Source organism: Microcoleus sp. Z1_B2, from assembly GCF_036700325.1.
GTDB lineage: Bacteria > Cyanobacteriota > Cyanobacteriia > Cyanobacteriales > Microcoleaceae > Microcoleus.
Genome location: NZ_JAUBOQ010000036.1, coordinates 13,317 through 32,555, shown reverse-complemented (window position 1 = coordinate 32,555; position 19,239 = coordinate 13,317). Strand labels below are relative to the sequence as shown.

Here is a 19,239-nt window from a genome sequence, read left to right as displayed (position 1 = left end):
AAAGTTCCTCTGGTTATTTCCCTATTATTGAGCGCGATTTGCTTTTCCAAAAGTAAAATGATCGTTGTTAGAAACCGATGCAAAACCCACGCAATACTGAACCCCAAGCAAAAATCGACCCCTCTGTTTCAACGGATTCTAACAAAGCGTTCTACCCAGCCGCGCCTTTGCCAACTGATGTAGGGATGGTTCTGCAATTGGCAGATGGTAGCATTCAGGGGTGCAATTGTCACGCCCAGGAGCTGTTGGGGATGACAGCAGAACAGATGCTCTTATGCACTTCAATCAACAGTCGCTGGCAGACTCTGCGTGAAGATGGCTCGGATTTTCCCGGCGAGACGCATCCGGCGATGGTGGCGCTGCAAACCGGGCAACCATGTTTAAATGTCATCATGGGCTTTTATCGGCCACAGGGAGAATTGATTTGGTTGACGCTCAATTCTCAACCTTTATTTCAGGGAGATCGATCGACTCCCTATGCGGTAGTAACAACCTTCACTCCTATCGCTCAACCTCAGCATGAACCAGTCTGTAACGCGCCCGCGGCCCAACTGTCAGACACCCTCGAAAGTATTTCCGACGGGTTCTTTGCTTTGGATCGAGACTGGCGATTTACCTACCTCAATTCGCAAGCGGCGCGGTGGCTGAATCGACCCTCGAAAGATTTGATTGGCAACAGCATTTGGGAAGAGTTTCCCGAATCAGTGGGCAGTTTGTTTGAGATCGCATCTTGCACCATTCTCAAGAACGGGCAAGATGCCCGTTTCACAAAAGATGAATTTTCTTCTTGTGGAACAGGCATCTTGCCTGTTCGGGAACAAATTACGGTGAGTTTTGAATTTTTTGATCCGCCACTCAATGCTTGGTATGCGGTACGAGCTTATCTCATCCCATCGGGACTTGCCGTTTATTTTCAAGATGTCACCGAGCAGAAAGCGGATCGGGCTGATTCAATTAAACAAGCACAAACTTCGCAGCAACAACTAACAGAAATCGAGGCGATTTATGCTAGTGCGCCGATCGGACTTTGCTTCCTCGATACCGAGTTGCGGTTTGTCCGCATCAACGATCGGCTAGCAGAAATAAACGGAGTTCCAGCCGCCGCCCACATCGGCAAAACATTGCGCGAAATCTTGCCAGAAATGGCAGATGATTTAGAGCCACTTTACCGACAAGTTATTGAAACTAAAGTTCCACTTCAACAGCTCGAACTTAGCAGGACGAACTCAGCACAGCCGGGAGTCGATCGCGATTGGCTGTTGAGTGTCTATCCACTCAGGGCCGAGGACGATCGCGTCCTGGGAGTGAATGTGACGGTGCTAGAAATTACCGATCGCAAAGCTACCAAAAAAGAAATTGAACGGCTCAACCAAGAACTAGAGCGACGAGTCAATGAACTGGAATCGATACTTGATGCTGTACCCGTTGGCATTACGATCGCCCGCGACCCACAGTGTAAAGTAATTCGCGCTAACCGATTTGCCCAGTCGATGTTGAAAGTGCCGCCGGATACCAATGTTTCTGGAACCGGAGAGCAAGCCGCAACCCTTCCCTTTAGACGATTCCGCAACGGAGAAGAAATTCCAGGAGAACAACTCCCAATGCAACTAGCTGCGGCTTCCGGCGTCCAAGTGCGAGATGTGGAAATTCAAATGGTGCGCGAGGACGGGGTAGCCTTTGATTGGTTGGTGAATGCGGTGCCGTTATTTGACGAAGAGGGCGCAGTTCGCGGCTGTGTGGCGGCGTTTATGGATATTAGCGATCGCAAACAAGCTCTTGCTGCTTTGGGTCGTTCCGAGGAACGCTATCGCACTTTGTTTGAGTCCCTAGACGAAGGTTTTTGCGTCATCGAAATGCTGTTTGACGCCAACGAAAAGCCGATCGATTACCGCTTTTTGGAAGTCAATCCTGCTTTTGTGAAACAAACCGGACTCGAACAAGCTACAGGTAAAACGGTGCGACAGCTCCTTCCAAATCACGAAAATTATTGGTTTGAGATGTACGGCAAAGTCGCGCTCACGGGGGAACCATTGCGCTTTGAACACGGCTCGGAAGCCATGAACCGCTGGTTTGAGGTTTCGGCGTTCCGCACTCCTGAGCCGGACAGCCGCAAAGTTGCCATACTTTTCAAAGACATCAGCGATCGCAAACAATCGGAGAATCTGCTGCAGCAACAGTCCGAGCAACTGCGACTGTTCGTCAAACATTCGCCTGCGGGGGTGGCGATGTTTGACTGCCAGATGCGGTATATGCTGGTGAGCGACCGCTGGCTGGCAAGTTACGGGCTCGGCACTCAAAACATTGTGGGCCGATCGCACTACGACATCTTTCCCAATTTGCCCGATCATTTCAAACAAATCCACCAGCGCTGTCTGGCGGGAGCAGTCGAAACCTGCCCTGAAGAGCAGTTTCCCCGCCCTGATGGCTCGATCGACTGGGTGCGCTGGGAAATTCACCCTTGGCGAACCAACACTAATGAGATTGGCGGCATCATGATTTTTTGCGAAATCATCACCGAACGCAAAAACGCTGAACTCGCGCTCTCTGGGGCCAACCAACAAGTCAGCAATATTATAGAAAGTATTACCGATGCCTTTATCGCGATCGATTCACAATGGCGCTTTACCTACGTTAATGCCACAGCAGAAAAACTGCTTTCTCGATCGAGAAACGACTTGCTAGGTCGATCGATCTGGGAGGTATTCCCCGCCGAGAAAGAATCCAATTCAAGGGCATATCAAGAATTTCATCGAGTTGTTTCCGAACAAGTTTCTGTCAAGTTTGAAGAGTTCTCGCCCTCGCTCCAAATGTATATAGAAGTGAGCGCCTATCCTGCGGCCGAAGGACTTACGGCTTATTGGAGCGATATTAGCGATCGCAAACGCACGGAAGAAGAACTGCGACAAAAAAATGCGATTTTGAACGTAATTAACGAGTCAGCACCCACGCCCATTTTTGTCAAAGATCGAGAAGGACGGATTATTTATGCCAATCCAGCCACGCTGGAAATAATGGGCAAATCTGCTTCTGAAGTAATTGGTGGTCGCGATATCGATTTATACCCAGTAACAGAACTTGCAGTCGCAGTCACGGAAAACGATCGGCGGATTATGGAGTCGGGACAAACAGAAGTCCTCGAAGAATCTCACGATGGCATTCGCACATTTCTGGTAATGAAAGCTCCCTACCGCAATCAGGCGGGAGAAGTCATCGGCCTGATTGGCATCTCCAGCGAAATCACAAATCGCAAACGAGCCGAAGTCGCCCGGGAAGAACAAACTAAGTTACTGCAAGTCATCATTGACAGCATTGGCGATGGTTTAATTTTGGCAAACCAACAAGGGGAGTTTGTGTTGTTTAACCAAGCCGCAGTGGGGGTATTCGGTCAGCTATCGAATGAAAAATCTTGTGAGGAATGGTCGAACACCTACGGACTATTTTTGGCAGACCAAAAAACCCTTTTCCCCGCCGCTGAACTACCTCTAGCCAGAGCAATAAAAGGTGAATATGTCAATGATGTAGAGGTATTTGTCCGTCGCCAAGATACCGAAGGTCGCTGGATCAGTATCAGCGGTTATCCGGTAGTTGATATTAGCAACGAAATCAAAGGCGGAGTGATTGTCTGTCGGGATATCACAGAACGCAAACAAGCAGAAGCAGCGCTGCAAGAAAGCGAAGAACGATTCCGCACTATGGCTAACAATGCTCCTTTTATGGTATGGGTAACAGACTCCACAGGCTATTGCACTTTCTTGAGCGAAACCTGGTATGAATTCACAGGTCAAACTGAGGAAACAGGTTTAGGATTGGGTTGGATAAACGCGCTGCATCCAGAAGACCGCGAACAGGTCAAGAACGCATTTTTTACCGCCAAGGAACGCCAGGAACGGTACAGCGTTGAATATCGCGTCGGGCGCAAGGATGGCGGATATTCTTGGGCGATCGATGCGGCGGCTCCCAGATTTTCCGAAAGCGGACAATTTGAGGGTTATATCGGCTCTGTAATCGACATTACAGAACGCAAACAAGTGGAAACCGACCGTGATATAGTTCTCCAATTAGAACAAACTGCCCGCACGGAAGCCGAGCGAGCTAACCGCATTAAAGATGAGTTTCTGGCTGTGCTTTCTCACGAGTTGCGATCGCCCCTGAATCCGATTTTAGGCTGGTCGCAACTGCTCGTCGGCGGCAAGCTGAACGCCAGTCAAAGTGCCAAAGCTTTTGAGACTATTGAGCGCAACGCCAGACTGCAATCTCAATTAATCGAAGACTTGCTTGACGTATCTCGGATTCTGCAAGGAAAACTCAGATTGAATGTTGCTCCAATGAATCTGGCAACCATTATTCCATCTGCTGTGGAAACCGTGCAATTAGCAGCGGAAGCTAAAAAAATTCAAATCCAAACAATCTTAAATCCCGATGTCGGGCAAGTTCTCGGTGATACAAGTCGCTTGCAACAAATTGTGTGGAATTTGTTATCAAATGCTGTGAAATTCACGCCAGAAGGCGGTCGAGTAGAAGTTCGATTAGGGCAAATCGAACACCAAGCTCAAATTAAAGTTACGGACACGGGTAAAGGTATTCTTCCCGATTTCTTGCCTTATGTTTTTGACCATTTCCGACAAGAAGATGGCGCAACAACTCGCAAATTTGGCGGCTTGGGACTGGGATTGGCGATCGTTCGCCAACTGATCGAACTTCACGGCGGAACGGTGTTTGCAGAAAGCGCAGGAGAAGGTCAAGGAGCGACGTTTACGGTGAGATTACCGCTATTAAATGATGATTCTAGAAGGCAGGAGGATGAAGCCCTCAATTGGTCTGCTTGTCCCGCTCTCTCATCCTTGCCCCTAGCTGGATTGAGAATTTTGGTGGTAGATGATGAACTCGACTCGCGAGATTTTGTGGCTTTCGTGCTTGAGGAAGCGGGTGCAGAGGTGATTTCCCTGTCATCTGCTGCTGAGGCGCTAGAGTCGATCGAACAAACTGCACCGGATTTGCTCGTCAGCGACATCGGAATGCCCCAGATGGACGGATATATGTTGATCCATCGCATCCGCACTCAGCTTGCGCCTGAGTATCGGCAGTTGTTGGCGATCGCCTTAACGGCCTATGCTGGAGAAGCCAACGAGCGCCAAATTTTGCAAGCCGGATTTGACAAACACTTAGCCAAGCCGATCAATTCGACCCAGTTAGTTGCTACTGTAGCGCGATCGATCGCCCGTGAGCGCCTTGAAAATAAAGCCTGAGCGATCGGTAAGACATGGCACTGTAGTTGATTTAGCTCATTACAGCACCCGCGTTTTGCGTAATTTCAAACTGAATTTGCCCCTTAAAAATATTATCCCTGTTTCTTCCCTCGAACGTCGAATCTCGAACCTCGAATCTCAACATCCATCCATTAAATCCGTTAAATCCCTTACATCCGCTACATAATCCGTTGCCGAACTCCCTTGCGATCGCCCCTAAAACTTCGCTATTATAAAAAGTTGCAGTTAAAACCCCACAACCCACGATCATGGCCAAGCGCGTTCAATTAGTTTTAAATAAAGATGTCAGCAAACTCGGCAAAGCTGGCGACGTAGTAGAAGTAGCCCCAGGCTACGCCCGCAACTACCTAGTACCCCAAGGCATGGGATTTAAAGCCACTCCAGGCATTCTCAAGCAAGCAGAGCGCCGCCGTGAAGAAGAAAGACTGCGCCAGCTAGAGCTCAAGCAGCAAGCTGAAGTCCGCAAAACCGCCCTCGAATCGGCTGGGCCTTTCATCATTTCCAAGCAAGTTGGCGAAGCTGACGCGATTTTTGGTACTGTTACCAACCAAGAAGTAGCAGAACTGATTTTCAACTCTACCAGTCAAGAAGTCGATCGGCGCGGCATCACTCTGCCCGAAATTCGCCAAACTGGTACATACAAAGCTGAAATCAAACTACATGCAGAAGTTACTGCCGAAGTTGATATTCAAGTTGTTCCGATGTAATTAAGAGTTATCAGTCATTAGTTGTTAGTCATTAGTCATTAGCTAACAACTAAGCACTGCTAAGTAAGGACTCAGTAACGCTAACTTGCAGATTGAGAACCGGAGCATCTCTGCAGAGAGTAAGAAGCATTTTTTCAGGAGTGCGAGATCGAGAGAGCGTGAGTCTGGTATAAACGCGAGCTCGCGACAGATCGCACTCCTACAAAACCTTACACTGATAATAACTAATGACCCCGCCGGAAAAACGGACACAAGCCCCGACGCTCCTGATGGTCGAACCTACAATTTTAGGATATTGTTCAAGCTCCCAGATTCATCTGTAGAGTAAATCTAAAATCGAAAATCGAAAATCGAAAATCTACAACCTAAAACCTAAAATCGAAAATCTACAACCTAAAACCTAAAGCCGAAAATCTAAAACCTAAAACCTAAAACAGAAAATCTAAAATCTAAAATCTAAAATCTAAAATCGACTGACTGAGGACTATTGACTAATGAGCGATTTGATGCCGACAAATATAGAGGCAGAAGAAGCAATTTTGGGCGGGATTTTAATTGACCCCGAAGCTATTTCCCGAATTGCCGAACTGCTGCGCCCGGAGTTTTTTGCCATCACCGCTCATCAAGTCATTTATCGATCGGCATTAGGGCTATTTTTACAGGGCCAACCTACCGATTTAATGACGGTAACAACTGCGCTAACCGACCGCAACCAGTTAGAGCAAGTAGGAGGACTAACTAAATTAGCACAATTAGTCGATCGCACAGTTTCCGCAGTCAACATCGACCAATATGCAGTTTTAGTTGAAGACAAATATCAGCGCCGCAAATTAATCGAAGCTGGCAACAACATAGTACAATTAGGTTACGAGACAGCAGTACCGCTAGAAACAGTCTTAGACCGCGCCGAACAAGAAATTTTCAGCATAACTCAAGAACGCCCGCAACAGGATTTAGTGTCGATCGGCGAAACACTAAACCAAACATTTCAAGACCTAGAAAATCGCAATGAAGGCCTCACACTTCCCGGTATTCCGTGCGGTTTTTATGACTTAGATGCTATGACAGGAGGCTTTCAGCGATCGGATTTAATCATCGTTGCAGCCAGGCCGGCGATGGGCAAGTGCCAAGCAGCCTCTACCGTAATAGTAGAAAGTGATGGAACTGTTTCTAGTATAGAACAAATCTATCAAAAACGTCAAGCTGAATTACTAACATTAGGAGAAGATTGGCAATTTCACCTAACTAGACCATCAGCTTTTATAGATGATGGAATTAAGCCTGTATTTCGGGTTACAACAAGACTGGGACGATTTATAGAAACTACAATTACACACCCATTTTTAACAATTAAGGGCTGGCGGCAGTTGAGGGAAATACAAGTAGGCGATAAGATTGCTGTTCCCCGCAGGATGAATGTTTTTGGTAAAGAAACCATCCGAGACTGTGAAGTTAAATTATTGGCTTATCTAATTGGCGATGGGTGTTTGACACGCAGCGCGCCACACTTCACCAATGGAAATACTGCTATACTACAAGATTTTGCTGAAGCTGCTACTAGCTTCGGAGGTCTTAAGCTGCGATTTAACGATAAAGGGAGACGCGCACCAGAATATTATGTCATGGGCGATCGAGAAAGTTACACAGATAGTATAAAAAACTTTGGTTATAATTTAGAACTAATCCTTTTAAAACGAAATTTTGACTCTAAAAAATTAGCGCTAGAATTGAAAGTTCCACCGCGATTAGTCCGGTCTTGGGTGGAAGGAATAGCATTTCCCAATCAAGAATTATTTAGTGGCATTTGCAGAGTTTTAAGAGTAGATCCAGAACACCTTGCCGATGAGGGAATGGATGTTATTAATACAAGTCATAAAAATCCCCTGAGAAATTGGTTAGAAAAGTTAGGTCTGATGGGAAAAAATGCTCATGAGAAAACCGTACCGGACATAGTGTTTAGATTGCGGCGATCGCAAGTTGCCCTTTTCCTCAACCGCCTCTTTTCAACTGACGGCTGGGCAACCCTACTTACCAGCGGTCAATCTCAACTAGGCTACTGTTCTGTCAGCGAAGGACTAGCCAGACACGTACAGCATCTACTGCTGAGATTTGGCATCATTGCAGCCCTCAAAAAGCGTTCTGTCAAATACAAAAATACTCGTAGACCAGCTTGGCAAATCGATATTACTGATGCAAAATCAATCAAAACATTCATATCAGAAATTGGCATTTTTGGCAAAGAGGTAGCCTTATTCAAAGTAAAAGAAGCATTAGAAAATAAAGAATCTCACAATAACCGCGATTTGATTCCTGTAGAGGCGTGGGAATACCTAGCATTAGCAAAAGGCAACGAATCTTGGGCATCCTTAGCAAAACGCGCAGACATCAAAGGTCACTCAAATATCCACGTTGGTAAACGTGCGCTGTCCAGAGAAAGATTTTTAGTTTTAGCAACGGCTTTAGATAATTTATGGCTGAAAAAACTGGCAGATAGCGAGGTTTACTGGGATGAAATAGTTTCTATCGAACCGATGGGAAACAAGCAAGTTTACGACTTAACTATCCCGGAGACACACAATTTTGTGGCTAACGATATCTGCGTTCACAATACAGCTTTCTGTACCAACATCGCCCATCACATCGCCGCCGGACAGCAAAAATTGCCGGTTGCCGTTTTCAGCTTAGAAATGTCGAAAGAACAGCTAGTGCAGCGTATCCTGTCGAGTGAAGCCAAAATAGAAAGCAACAGGTTGCGATCGGGTAGAATCAGTCAAAACGAATGGGAACCAATCAGTACAGCCATTGGCAATTTATCAGAACTACCACTATTTATTGACGATACTCCCAATATTACCGTCACAGAAATACGATCGAAAGTCCGCCGCCTCCAAGCAGAACAAGGCGGAAGCCTAGGATTAGTCTTGCTAGATTACCTGCAATTAATGGAAGGTACTAGCGACAACCGTGTGCAAGAACTATCTCGAATTACCAGAAGTCTTAAAGGTTTAGCCCGCGAACTCAACGTGCCGATTATTGCCTTATCTCAGTTGAGTCGGGGTGTGGAAGCGAGGACAAACAAGCGGCCTATGATGTCTGATTTACGCGAAAGCGGATCGATCGAGCAAGACGCGGATTTAGTAATTATGCTCTACCGCGATGAATACTATAACCCTGACTCGCCCGATCGCGGAATAGCAGAAGTAATTATTACCAAACACAGAAACGGGCCCACAGGAATCATCAAACTATTATTTGACGCCCAATATACCTGCTTTCGCAATCTGGCATCTCCGAAGCGATCGTAAATCAACCAGAACATACACAGAAACCCGGTTTCTCAAAAAAAACCGGGTTTCTAAACACCGTAAAAGTTTTACGTTGAATTAGATTGAGCTACCTAGCCACCGATTCTCAACAATTCCACATCAAAAATCAGCGTAGCATTAGGAGGAATCACCCCGCCCGCACCGCGAGCGCCGTAACCGAGTTCAGGGGGAATAATCAACTTGCGCCGGTCTCCAACTTTCATCGTACCGACACCTTCATCCCAACCCTTAATTACTTGACCCACGCCAATTTTGAACTGAAAAGGTGAATTGCGATCGCGCGAACTGTCAAACTTCGTGCCATCCTCCAAAGTTCCAGTGTAGTGTACGACAACCGTCTGCCCGGTTTTTGGAGTCGCCCCCTTACCCTCTGTCAATTCAACATATTTCAGACCTGAATCTGTGGTGACAGTTTTCTCAGTATTAACAGTTTTCTCAGTATTATCAGTCATGTTATTGCCAGCGATAGTAGCTGGTACCTTCGGTAAAGTAGCATCAGCTACTAGCAAGCTATTTTCATTCAAAGACTGCGCTGACAACTTCTCAATAGCAGTCTCGGGTAAAAGATTGTTCAATTCGGCTGCAACTGCTTGGGACCCAGAACCGCCCATTTGAGCGACTATCAAAAACAAAAAGCAAACCAGCATTACTCCCAAGCTGACTAGAACTCCTCGCAAAATTAATCCTCCTAATACTTTTAACCGCGATATCTCAGATATCTAAGACATCTAGTACAACAAGAACTACCAAATTTTATCTGAACTTTTCCACCAAAAAACGGCAGGTATCAGATAATTTTAAAGGCAAAAGTATGAAGTCAAAATGTTTGTTATTCTACATAAATGGCTTCTACATAAGTGCCTTTTTTAGCCTTCTGCCTTCGGGTGACAATCTTATCACAAGATAGCAGCCAACTTCTCGCGGGCGTTAGCGAAGCTTGCAGAAGAGGAGCGAACTCAGCGCCAGTTACGGTTTTCTAAATCCCGCATCTGACGTTCCAAACGATCGAGCCTTCCCCGCAACTCATCCATTTCGGACTGTCGGGGGACTCCCATATCTTGCAGCATATTCCGTAGTTGCCGCTGCAACTGCGTCTCCCAATTCCCCTGTTCAGACTTGATGTGCTCCGTCATGTCATCGACAAAGGTTTTGGCTTGCTCAGGATTGATTTTGCCATCTTTGACCCATTGCTCGCTGACTTCCTGCAATTTCTCTGCCACCAGAGAGGTAGTACCAATGCCCAGCATTACCAGTTGTTTGAGTAAGTTGCTATTGTTATCCATAGATTTTTCCTAATGTTTGCCCTTTGATACCCGATCGGCTCAGGTCGCCTGCAGTCGCTGCGAAACCATCTGTAAACTTAAAGTTACATCAGCGCACACCTACCTTTCTATTTTGGAGCATCCAGCCGCCTGATGGCGAGCCGATCGCCCATTCTCGGCGTTCGGAAAACCCGCTAATGAGCCTACCCACCACATTACCCCATCACCCTGCTGTCTATGCCTGATTGCCCCCGCTGTCACCAACCTGTAGACGCCCAAGCGCTCGCCTGTCCACACTGCAAAATCCCCCTCAAAGCTTTCGGTCATCCGGGTATCCCTCTTTATCGATCGAAACCCGAAGAATTTCTGTGCGCTACCTGTATTTATCACGAAGACGATACTTGCAACTACCCGCAGCGTCCTTTTGCCAAAGAATGCACGCTTTATCACGATCGAGCTGAGCCACTTGTGCCACAGACGATTCCTTACAGCAGCGGCGACGGGCTGCAATCAATCAAAAATTGGTGTCAGCGCCATCTGGTTTGGTTAGCATTATTAGGTTTAATTATTATTAGCATTGCTCTGTCGATTTAATCTCACATCTTGCACCATTCTGAAGAACAGGCTTTCCGGTCTGTTCCACAGGAGATTAATTTTCTTGTGGAACAGGCCGGAAAGCCTGTTCATAAAAGGCTTATTGACAATGGTACAACATCTCAGTTTAATCTGATTGTACAAAGCGTAGAATAGAGAGATATCTGTTAATCTGGGTTGCTCTATTATTCTCTAAATTATTCATGAGCTACGTATTCGGCATCGACGGCGGCGGCACTAAAACAATCTGCCTTTTAATGGATGACAACCACCTTGTTTTAGGACGGGGTGAAGCAGGGCCGTCCAATTATCAAACCCTGGGAATTGAGACAGCCAAAGAATCCATCCAATTGGCGATCGAACGAGCAGTTCTGTCCGCTAAAATCGAGACGAATAGCAATCTCAACATAGAAGCAATTGGTCTGGGACTAGCAGGCGTCGGGCGTCCAAAAGATCGTGAAATAGTGCAATTTGTAGTGCAGAACTTGCAGTTGACGAATACTTTACCAGTAACCCGATCGTTCCTGCCCAGGAATATAGTAATTAGCAGCGACTGCGCGATCGCACTTGCTGGCGGTACAGGTTATCCAGTAGGTATCGCCGTTATTTCAGGAACAGGTTCGATTGTTTTCGGGCAAAACCGTCAAGGAAAAACTAAACGAGTCGGCGGTTGGGGATATATTTTAGGCGATGAAGGCAGCGGATATAACATTGCCCTTCAGGGTTTGCAAGCTGCTTTGAAGTTCTATGACGGACGCGAAGATTTTACCGTGCTTGCGGAAAAATTTCAAACGCATTTAGGCCTCAATAACCTAGAAGAATTGGTAGAAGTCGTTTACGGGCGCGGTTGGGGAGTCAAAGAAATTGCTGCTTTAGCGCCGATTGTCCAACAAGCCGCAGCAGAGGGCGATCGCGTCGCTGACTGCATTATCAATAATGCTGTAGCAGAATTAACCTATTCAACCAAAATAGCCATTTCAGCGCTATTTAACCAAACAGAAGAATTTGAAATTGTGATCGTAGGAGGTGTGTGGGGTGGAGAGGCAAATTGCCGAGGTCGGTTTGAAGCAGCCATAAGTGCGATCGCCCCAAAAGCTAAGGTAATTTCGCCCCGATACGAACCAGCTTTCGGTGCTGGATTGCTAGCCTTAAACGCTCTCAACAATTAATTGTTGACTGTTGACTGTTGACAAGCGAAATATTTTACACCTACTTTCCAGCTTCCAGATTCATCTGTGGAGTCAAGTCTAAAATCTAAAATCTAAAATCTAAAATCTAAAATCGACTGGCTGTTGACTATCTTCCTTATCTTCCCGATCGCCCCTGTATTGGGGATTTTCTCGATTTTTCCAAATTTTCAACTTCTTGATTATCAACCTTATCTTCCCAACTGGTAGAATTCCAGCCTGCCATAATCAAAACATCAGATGAATGCGAAACCAGAAACAAATTTAGCAGTAGTGCGTTCCTAAGTAAACAAAAACCGAAGCAAGGAGACAATTTATATGATTACTTCTCAAAAATGGCGTTCAGCAACAGCAGCAATCCTCGCACTGGGCATTACAGTGGGAACCAGCGCGCCGCTGGTGGTAGCTACTCCCGCAGAAGCCCAACAAAGAATTTCCCAATTTGATAGCATCCGAATTCCGTCGGGCAGTGTAATTCCAGTTAGGTATGAAAAAGACAAAATAGTTGTCACCCGCGAAGAAACTTCACCTTTAACTTTAACAGTAGCGCAAGACATCCGCACACCTCAAGGCAGAGTGTTAATCCCCGGAGGCAGCCAGATAGTCGGGGCACTGCAACCTGTCAGAAGAGGCAATCAAATCGGTACTCAATTTGTTGCCAGAGAGTTAATTATCAGCCGCCGCCAACGCTATCGGATTGATGGCTATTCGGGAATTATTACCCGAACCGAAAGAGTCCAAAAAGGTGCTGGCACAGGTTCAGTAGCGCAAGGTGCAGCCTTGGGTGCTGCTGCTGCGGCTGCACTCGCAGGCATTACCGGCGACAAAGCGATCGCGACTGAAGAAGTATTGGGAGGCGTTGGGATCGGCGCTTTAGCTGGAGTATTGTTGGGGCGGCGCAGCGTTGACGTGCTGGTGATTCGCCCGGAACAAGATTTGGCAGTGAGATTGCGATCGGACATCGTGCTCCGCTAATATTGGTATCTTCCGAATCAATTATTTGCAGTAAAACATTGTCGATCGCTAACTTGTGGTCTCCCGATAATTGGCTAGGCATACTTTTAAGGTTGTGCCTAGCCATGTTTGTTGGCGGAATTATTGGATGGGAGCGCCAACTCAGAAATAAACCAGCGGGATTGAGAACTCATATGCTAGTTAGTATGGGTTGTGCGCTGTTTGTTTTAATGCCGCTGGCAATGGGGAAAAATGAAAACGGAGGAGATGCTGTAGCGCGCGTAATTCAAGGCGTTGCTGCCGGGATTGGGTTTTTGGGAGGCGGAGAAATCCTGCGGCAAAATCGACATGAAATAGGCAAAGTTGAAGTTCACGGGCTCACATCTGCCGCCGCTATTTGGGTGTCAGCAGCTTTAGGAACGGCTGCAGGATGCGGGTTGTGGCAACTGGCCTTAATTGGCGCTTTAATGTCGCTCTTTGTTCTGAGAGGAATTAAAGAGTTAGAGCGTCGAAGTCGTAGGAAATAGTCTCAGTGATGATAGAAAATCGGGTATTATAACCGTTATAACGTTTGGAGTGACGACGGAAGTACGAGCTAGTTTTATGACGGTTAAATTACTCACTACGAACTAACTTTATTACGGTCGATGGAGGGAAAATAATATTAGCTGTTTCATACCAACCCCAGTTAATCATTGATCGTAAATTGTTTGCCATTATCCCAGCCATATCTGTCAATAAGGTGAAAAAGGAGCGTTACACAATTTGAGGATGATTATTGTGGGCATTGGTGTTAACTTAACGTTAAACCCTTATTCCAGCACGGGTTTCAACAAGAGTCTCCATCAAAGCGAAAGTCCTCGCTATGAGGACTAATGAGTTCTTCAGTCCTCTTTGAGAGGACTTTTGCTCTCTCGACAGGGAATTCATTCCCTGGCGGACTGACGGGTAAGCGGGAGGACTGGCGGACTAAAAGCTTAAGTTGACACTAATATATTGTGGGGGGTTCCGCCTGCGGTGAAAATACACGCTTTCGGGCTAAGCTGTCGCGCATTTAAATTGTATATTCAGGGCGGGCGGGACGCCCACCTCACAAGACTTTGATTTTTTTTGACATACAATTTAAATGCCGCAACAGCTTACGAGAGCCCATTCCACAAAAAAACAATCAAAATCATCCCGCAATTATGCAACGGCTAAAAAGTGGCTAAAACGCTGGAAATCTCTGCTTGGGGCGAGCGAGAAATATTCTCGATTTGATAGATAATTAACCATAAGCTGTCGCGCATTTAAATTGTATATTCAGGGCAGCCAGGACGCCCAACCCCTACTCCCCACAAAACTTTGATTGTTTTTTAACAGACAATTTCAAGGTAGAACAGCTTAAACAACATCTCAATAATAATGCTCAAATTTTACGAACCAAACACTGTGACTACGCCTTGACAGGTCTGGTCATCCGGTCATCCAGCCTGACCTTTGATGAGTGAAGTCCTCACTATCCACTTAAATCTTCATTTTAATATTTATTTCAATTTTAGTGAATTTGCTTAACACCCCTTGAAGCAAAATACCAATATTTTTTAAATTAATTAGTATATAAATCAGCCAATAATTATATGCTTTCACCCTTTATTTTAAATAAAGCTTAATATTTATATCCCCAGATGATTGAATAACAAATTAATTCCTATCATGGAAATTTGGCATTTTAATCACTTCCAAAGACTCTTGCCTCACCCGACCCGCCATCGCAGCTAACTGCAAGCTCATAAAAGCATTCAAATCTTCCAAATCACACTTGGCTGAGGAAAAAATCTTCTGCATTTCATTTTCTGCTTCCAAACTCAGATATCCAGCGGCAATAGCTTGTTTTACAACTTCACGAACCTGCACGGTAAAAATGTCCCTTACTAAATTTTAACTAATCAAAAGCCAACTAATTACTAACAGGAAGTTTCGGAAGCCGTCTCGCCAAAGATTTCAAACTTTTTTAGCTCGCGAGACTCTTGTTTCACTCCTCCAGACATAGCTGCTAGTTGCAAAGCCATAAAAGCATTTAAGTCTTCCAAGTCATAATGGGTGGTAGTTAACATCCGCCGCAGTTGATTTTCGGCTTCAAGGGTTAGATAGCCCAGAGCCAGAGCTTGCTGGGCGAGGTCGCGAATTAGTACCATAACACTTCGGGATTTTATTGGTTCAAGCCTAAGTATCGAATGTTTTCACAGAATCAGCAGTGACGGCTATTGCTCAATAGGTGTGACATTGTGACGGGCCACTCGTGACAGCCGGAGTCGCAGAGTGTGACTAAGTATTTGCACTGTTGTGACGGAGATCACGCGGGGGATACCAGAGGAGGAGTCGGAGAGTGGGGAGTCGGAGAGTGTCCGGGTGTCTGGATGGGGGAGTCGGAGAGTATCCGAGTGGAGGAGTCGGAGAGGGGGAGCATTTTTCTTCTTCCCTGGGACTAATGACTAAGGGTGAGAATTAAATAAAATCCACTTTTCATGACTGTTGTGGGATGGGCCTAAGAGCCCGTCCCACAAGAAAAAAGGGAAATTATTTAATTGACGATCCTAATGACCGAAAGCGTCTAGGATACAAGCCCCCGGGTTCATCCGTCCAGAAATAAAAAACCTGTATCCGATAAAGGAACCCCCGAATTTATCCGTGCGGTCAAGGCTTCAATCTAAAATCTCAAATCTAAAATCTAAAATCCATTGACTACTGCCTTCTACCTTCAGAAGACGCTCAACGTCTATAATCAGCAAGTTAAATATTTACTGCAAGACATATGGAAGCACCACATAAAGATTTGCTACAACAAATAGCCCGACTATCGGAAACTTATGCTAATTTGGCCGATCGCCTATCAATGGCAGCAAAACAACTGCAAGACTCCGGCCTTCCTCCCTCCGACAGCTTGCTGCAAGAAGTTGCCGCCTACAGTCGCAACTTTGCCGCAGTCCAAAAACAAGCTCTCGATCTCAACAAATCCGGTATCGCACCGGGGGAAATTACTTCCCTCAAAGACATTCAAAACTTAGTCGAGACTGCCTCCGCTTCTGAAGGTAAAGCAGAAATTCGCGATGCAGCATTGAAAGTGATCGATCGAGTATTGGCGATCGCCCACCGCGAACAAAGCGACTTCGCGCCCTTACAATCAGTTCATGCCAGAGCCCGCGAACTGCAGCGCGCGATTTCCGAATCCACCCCAACTCAACTGCATTCCGACGCAGAATCCTTAGTCAGCGGCAAACACCCAGTTTCAGCAGTCCTCGCCCTGGTGGAACAGCAAGACAAATTAGACGACGAACAGTGGGTAATTCTCGAAGAAACAGTCAGCGCCGCTTTTGGCAAACAAATAGCCGTAGCCATTTCCAGAGGCAAATTAACCATTGCTGAGATGGTAAAAGCAGCACCTGCAAAAGTCGAACCCGCATTTAAACCAGCGCCAGAACAAAAAATCAGCGCCGAACCTTTGCCAGAAGTGATTGTCATCCCGTCAGGAAATGTGGCACCGAAACAAGTTACAGTTGCGCCACAGATCCAGATTTTGGAATCCCCCGCGCCTTCTGTCCCCATGCACGAGGTAATTATTGTTCCCAGCGTGGAAGTACCTAAGTCTCTTCAGACAACCGGTTCCGGGAACATTGTTTTTGGGGCACCTCGGGACATTCAACAACCGGTGGCAGTAGAGGGCGGTTTGGGAATCAAAGTTTTGGTGCACATTCAGGGAATTGGCGATCGAACTTTCGGTTCTCAAGAATACGCGGGTTCTAAGGGTCAAGGGCGGCGCGTCGAAGGATTTCAAATTAATATCGATCCGCCAATTCCCGGCTTAAATGTCGAGTACATGGCTCACGTCGAAGGTGTGGGGGATACTCCTTGGCTCAGCCAGGGAGAATTGGCGGGTTTTCGGGGTCAAGCGAAACGAATTGAGGGATTTGCGGTGCGGTTGAGCGGGCCGCAAGCTGATAAATACGACGTATTTTATAGCGCTCACATTCAGAATATCGGCGACACCGACGTGTCCTCCAATGGCGAATATTGCGGTACTCGCGGTAAAGCTTTGAGAATAGAGGGTATCAAAGTTTGGATTGCGCCGTCTGCCAGTGCCCAAAAAGCTGCACCTGTGGGTTTAAAAGTGTTGGCGCATATTCAAGGAATTGGCGATCGAACTTTTAGCGATCGAGAATATGCGGGTACTAAAGCTCAAGGCCGCCGCGTCGAAGGATTTCAAATTAAAATAGAGCCTCCCGTTGCCGATTTAAATTTGCAGTACATGGCTCACGTTGAAGGAGTTGGCGATACTGCTTGGTTCTCGGAAGGAGAGTTAGCTGGATTCCGGGGCAAAGCGAAGCGCATTGAGGGATTTGCCGCCCGCCTGACAGGGCCGCAAGCTGATAAGTATGACGTATTTTATACGGCTCACATTCAGAATGTGGGCGATACTCCTGTTACTGCTAACGGTCAATATTGCGGCACTCGCGGCAAAGGTTTGAGGGTTGAGGGGATGACTGTTTGGGTCGAGCCGAAAGCGTAAAAATTGAGAATGAATGGAAAATTTGCATGGGATTTTCCATTCATTTTGTAGGGTGCGTCAGTTCGCATTATTTTTGCCAAAAACTAACAATTTCCAAGCTGACGCACCAGCCAATAAATGGTGCGTCAGAACGATTATTTATACTTTCTGTGCTTATTCAGAATCCCAAAATAGACAGGAATATGTCTCTTTGACCATTTCAGCTTGAATTTTTTGGTTGATTTCGGAGCGATTGAGTTCCCAGTTGCTGATGGTATGCACGATATCGATACCGGCCCAAATTAACATTCCCAGGACGATCGCAGCAATAAAGTATCCCATAGCTTTCTTTAAAGTTTGAGGTTTGCTGTATCTAATCTAGTGTGGCATTTGAAGGCAGACAGGATAGAAAATATCAAAGTCGAGTTCCGATTTCCACCTCGCTTGTCTGCGGAGGTAGACTTCGTTTTTGTAGTAGCGATTTCAATCGCCGAATTATCTTCACCCTTCCAATGCTGCCAACAGACACAGCAACAAAGCCTCCGTCCACTCGACTACAGCACCGTAAGTATCGCCCGTGTGGCCGCCCAAACGGTAGTTAAACCAGGCTCCGGCAAAAATTCCGATCGCACTTCCCCCCAAAGCCATCCCCACCGCCAACAGCCACCGATCGCCATCCAAGACAACTTGCACCACGCTCAAACTCAGCAGCAACAGCACTCCCGGTATAAAATCAAAAGGAGAATAAATCGATTCCTTGTGAAAAGCTCCCTTACCCTCGGCCCGGAGATAGGGATAGCGGGCGATCGCCACCAGTTGGCCCCACCTCCCCCAACCCGCGACACCCATCAAAGCCAGCCACCGATAGCTATTCAAGTCCGAGAGAGCGGCAGTTTTCAGCAGCACGATCGCGATCGCAGCCATCGCCCCAAAGGCTCCTGTAACGCTGTCCCGCATGACTTCCAGCCGACGCACGGGGTCGGGTACAGCCAGTCCGTCCGCCGCGTCCATTGCCCCGTCTAGGTGCAGCCCGCCAGTCACGGCGATGCCCAAAACTACCACCAAGGCCGATCGAGTCAGAGCAGGCATTCCCAACAACTGCAACCCAACATCCCCCAGTCCCAGCATCCCCCCAATCAAAAGCCCGATCGCCGGTGCCAAGCGGGCAATGCCCCGAAACTCCAAAGTCCAGGACACCGGTACCGGCAAACAAGTATAAAAAGCGACTGCGGCTGCGATGGCAGCGCCTTGATTCCGGAAAAAGTCGATCGTAGAGCGAACCCATTTATCATGCACCATAAGATAGAAAATTTTTCATCAGGTATGCAGTTGTCAATCGATTAGCGTGTGCCAGAATTGGACTGTAACACCCTAGTTTTTTGGATCGAGCATTCCTCCTGTCGCCGGCTCTTTTCCC

The 19,239-nt window shown here is 46.7% G+C and carries 14 protein-coding genes; 8 read left to right on the top strand and 6 right to left on the bottom strand.

Going from position 1 to position 19,239, the window contains the following annotated elements; translation table 11 throughout:
* Window positions 1-77 precede the first annotated feature (77 nt).
* From QT984_RS20515 to dnaB, 3 genes are all read left to right on the top strand, one after another.
* Window positions 78-5,246: a PAS domain S-box protein gene (locus tag QT984_RS20515; protein ID WP_333374794.1), complete on the top strand. Its 5,169-nt coding sequence runs from the start codon at window positions 78-80 to the stop codon at window positions 5,244-5,246.
* A gap of 269 nt (window positions 5,247-5,515) precedes the next feature.
* Window positions 5,516-5,974, top strand: coding sequence for a 50S ribosomal protein L9 (gene rplI / locus QT984_RS20510; RefSeq protein WP_333053831.1), 459 nt, complete (start codon window positions 5,516-5,518; stop codon window positions 5,972-5,974).
* A gap of 494 nt (window positions 5,975-6,468) precedes the next feature.
* A complete protein-coding gene (dnaB, locus tag QT984_RS20505) occupies window positions 6,469-9,279 on the top strand; it encodes a replicative DNA helicase (protein WP_333053832.1) in 2,811 nt (936 codons plus the stop codon).
* Window positions 9,280-9,371: 92 nt separating this feature from the next.
* Here dnaB and QT984_RS20500 read toward each other — a convergent pair whose 3' ends face one another.
* Entirely contained in the window at window positions 9,372-9,977 is a 606-nt protein-coding gene (locus QT984_RS20500) for an FKBP-type peptidyl-prolyl cis-trans isomerase (RefSeq protein WP_333053834.1), read from the bottom strand.
* Window positions 9,978-10,256: 279 nt separating this feature from the next.
* On the bottom strand, window positions 10,257-10,583 hold the full coding sequence (locus QT984_RS20495) for a phasin family protein (RefSeq protein ID WP_333053835.1): 327 nt from the start codon (window positions 10,581-10,583) through the stop codon (window positions 10,257-10,259).
* 216 nt (window positions 10,584-10,799) lie between these two features.
* Here QT984_RS20495 and QT984_RS20490 point away from each other — a divergent pair, with 216 nt between their 5' ends.
* The 4 genes from QT984_RS20490 to QT984_RS20475 all read left to right on the top strand — a co-directional run bounded on the left by QT984_RS20490 (window position 10,800) and on the right by QT984_RS20475 (window position 13,824).
* Window positions 10,800-11,156 carry a zinc ribbon domain-containing protein gene (locus tag QT984_RS20490; RefSeq protein WP_333053836.1) on the top strand — a complete coding sequence of 119 codons (357 nt, stop codon included), beginning with the start codon at window positions 10,800-10,802 and terminating at the stop codon, window positions 11,154-11,156.
* Window positions 11,157-11,359: 203 nt separating this feature from the next.
* Window positions 11,360-12,325 (top strand): BadF/BadG/BcrA/BcrD ATPase family protein, encoded by a 966-nt coding sequence (locus QT984_RS20485; protein WP_333053837.1) that lies wholly within the window; start codon window positions 11,360-11,362, stop codon window positions 12,323-12,325.
* Between the two features lie 336 nt (window positions 12,326-12,661).
* A complete protein-coding gene (locus QT984_RS20480) occupies window positions 12,662-13,318 on the top strand; it encodes a hypothetical protein (protein WP_333053838.1) in 657 nt (218 codons plus the stop codon).
* Between the two features lie 2 nt (window positions 13,319-13,320).
* Window positions 13,321-13,824 carry an MgtC/SapB family protein gene (locus QT984_RS20475; protein ID WP_333240567.1) on the top strand — a complete coding sequence of 168 codons (504 nt, stop codon included), beginning with the start codon at window positions 13,321-13,323 and terminating at the stop codon, window positions 13,822-13,824.
* Window positions 13,825-14,980: 1,156 nt separating this feature from the next.
* Here QT984_RS20475 and QT984_RS20470 read toward each other — a convergent pair.
* Both QT984_RS20470 and QT984_RS20465 read right to left on the bottom strand, forming a co-directional pair.
* Window positions 14,981-15,193, bottom strand: coding sequence for a hypothetical protein (locus QT984_RS20470; protein ID WP_333053841.1), 213 nt, complete (start codon window positions 15,191-15,193; stop codon window positions 14,981-14,983).
* Window positions 15,194-15,243: 50 nt separating this feature from the next.
* Window positions 15,244-15,474: a hypothetical protein gene (locus QT984_RS20465; protein WP_333053842.1), complete on the bottom strand. Its 231-nt coding sequence runs from the start codon at window positions 15,472-15,474 to the stop codon at window positions 15,244-15,246.
* 617 nt (window positions 15,475-16,091) lie between these two features.
* On the opposite strand from QT984_RS20465, the gene QT984_RS20460 reads away from it, so the two are divergent.
* Window positions 16,092-17,843 carry a hypothetical protein gene (locus QT984_RS20460; protein WP_333053843.1) on the top strand — a complete coding sequence of 584 codons (1,752 nt, stop codon included), beginning with the start codon at window positions 16,092-16,094 and terminating at the stop codon, window positions 17,841-17,843.
* A gap of 153 nt (window positions 17,844-17,996) precedes the next feature.
* Here the strand turns inward: QT984_RS20460 and QT984_RS20455 are convergent, their stop codons facing one another.
* The gene (locus QT984_RS20455) at window positions 17,997-18,164 is read right to left on the bottom strand and encodes a hypothetical protein (protein WP_333053844.1); all 168 of its coding nucleotides are present in this window, start codon (window positions 18,162-18,164) and stop codon (window positions 17,997-17,999) included.
* Between the two features lie 159 nt (window positions 18,165-18,323).
* On the bottom strand, window positions 18,324-19,121 hold the full coding sequence (gene cobS / locus QT984_RS20450) for an adenosylcobinamide-GDP ribazoletransferase (protein WP_333053846.1): 798 nt from the start codon (window positions 19,119-19,121) through the stop codon (window positions 18,324-18,326).
* Window positions 19,122-19,239 lie beyond the last annotated feature (118 nt).

Coding starts and splice junctions, on each gene's coding strand:
- QT984_RS20515 (WP_333374794.1), top strand. CDS start 78: ATGCAAAACCCACGCAATACTGAACCCCAAGCAAAAATCGACCCCTCT.
- rplI (WP_333053831.1), top strand. CDS start 5,516: ATGGCCAAGCGCGTTCAATTAGTTTTAAATAAAGATGTCAGCAAACTC.
- dnaB (WP_333053832.1), top strand. CDS start 6,469: ATGAGCGATTTGATGCCGACAAATATAGAGGCAGAAGAAGCAATTTTG.
- QT984_RS20495 (WP_333053835.1), bottom strand. CDS start 10,583: ATGGATAACAATAGCAACTTACTCAAACAACTGGTAATGCTGGGCATT.
- QT984_RS20490 (WP_333053836.1), top strand. CDS start 10,800: ATGCCTGATTGCCCCCGCTGTCACCAACCTGTAGACGCCCAAGCGCTC.
- QT984_RS20485 (WP_333053837.1), top strand. CDS start 11,360: ATGAGCTACGTATTCGGCATCGACGGCGGCGGCACTAAAACAATCTGC.
- QT984_RS20480 (WP_333053838.1), top strand. CDS start 12,662: ATGATTACTTCTCAAAAATGGCGTTCAGCAACAGCAGCAATCCTCGCA.
- QT984_RS20465 (WP_333053842.1), bottom strand. CDS start 15,474: ATGGTACTAATTCGCGACCTCGCCCAGCAAGCTCTGGCTCTGGGCTAT.
- QT984_RS20460 (WP_333053843.1), top strand. CDS start 16,092: ATGGAAGCACCACATAAAGATTTGCTACAACAAATAGCCCGACTATCG.
- QT984_RS20455 (WP_333053844.1), bottom strand. CDS start 18,164: ATGGGATACTTTATTGCTGCGATCGTCCTGGGAATGTTAATTTGGGCC.
- cobS (WP_333053846.1), bottom strand. CDS start 19,121: ATGGTGCATGATAAATGGGTTCGCTCTACGATCGACTTTTTCCGGAAT.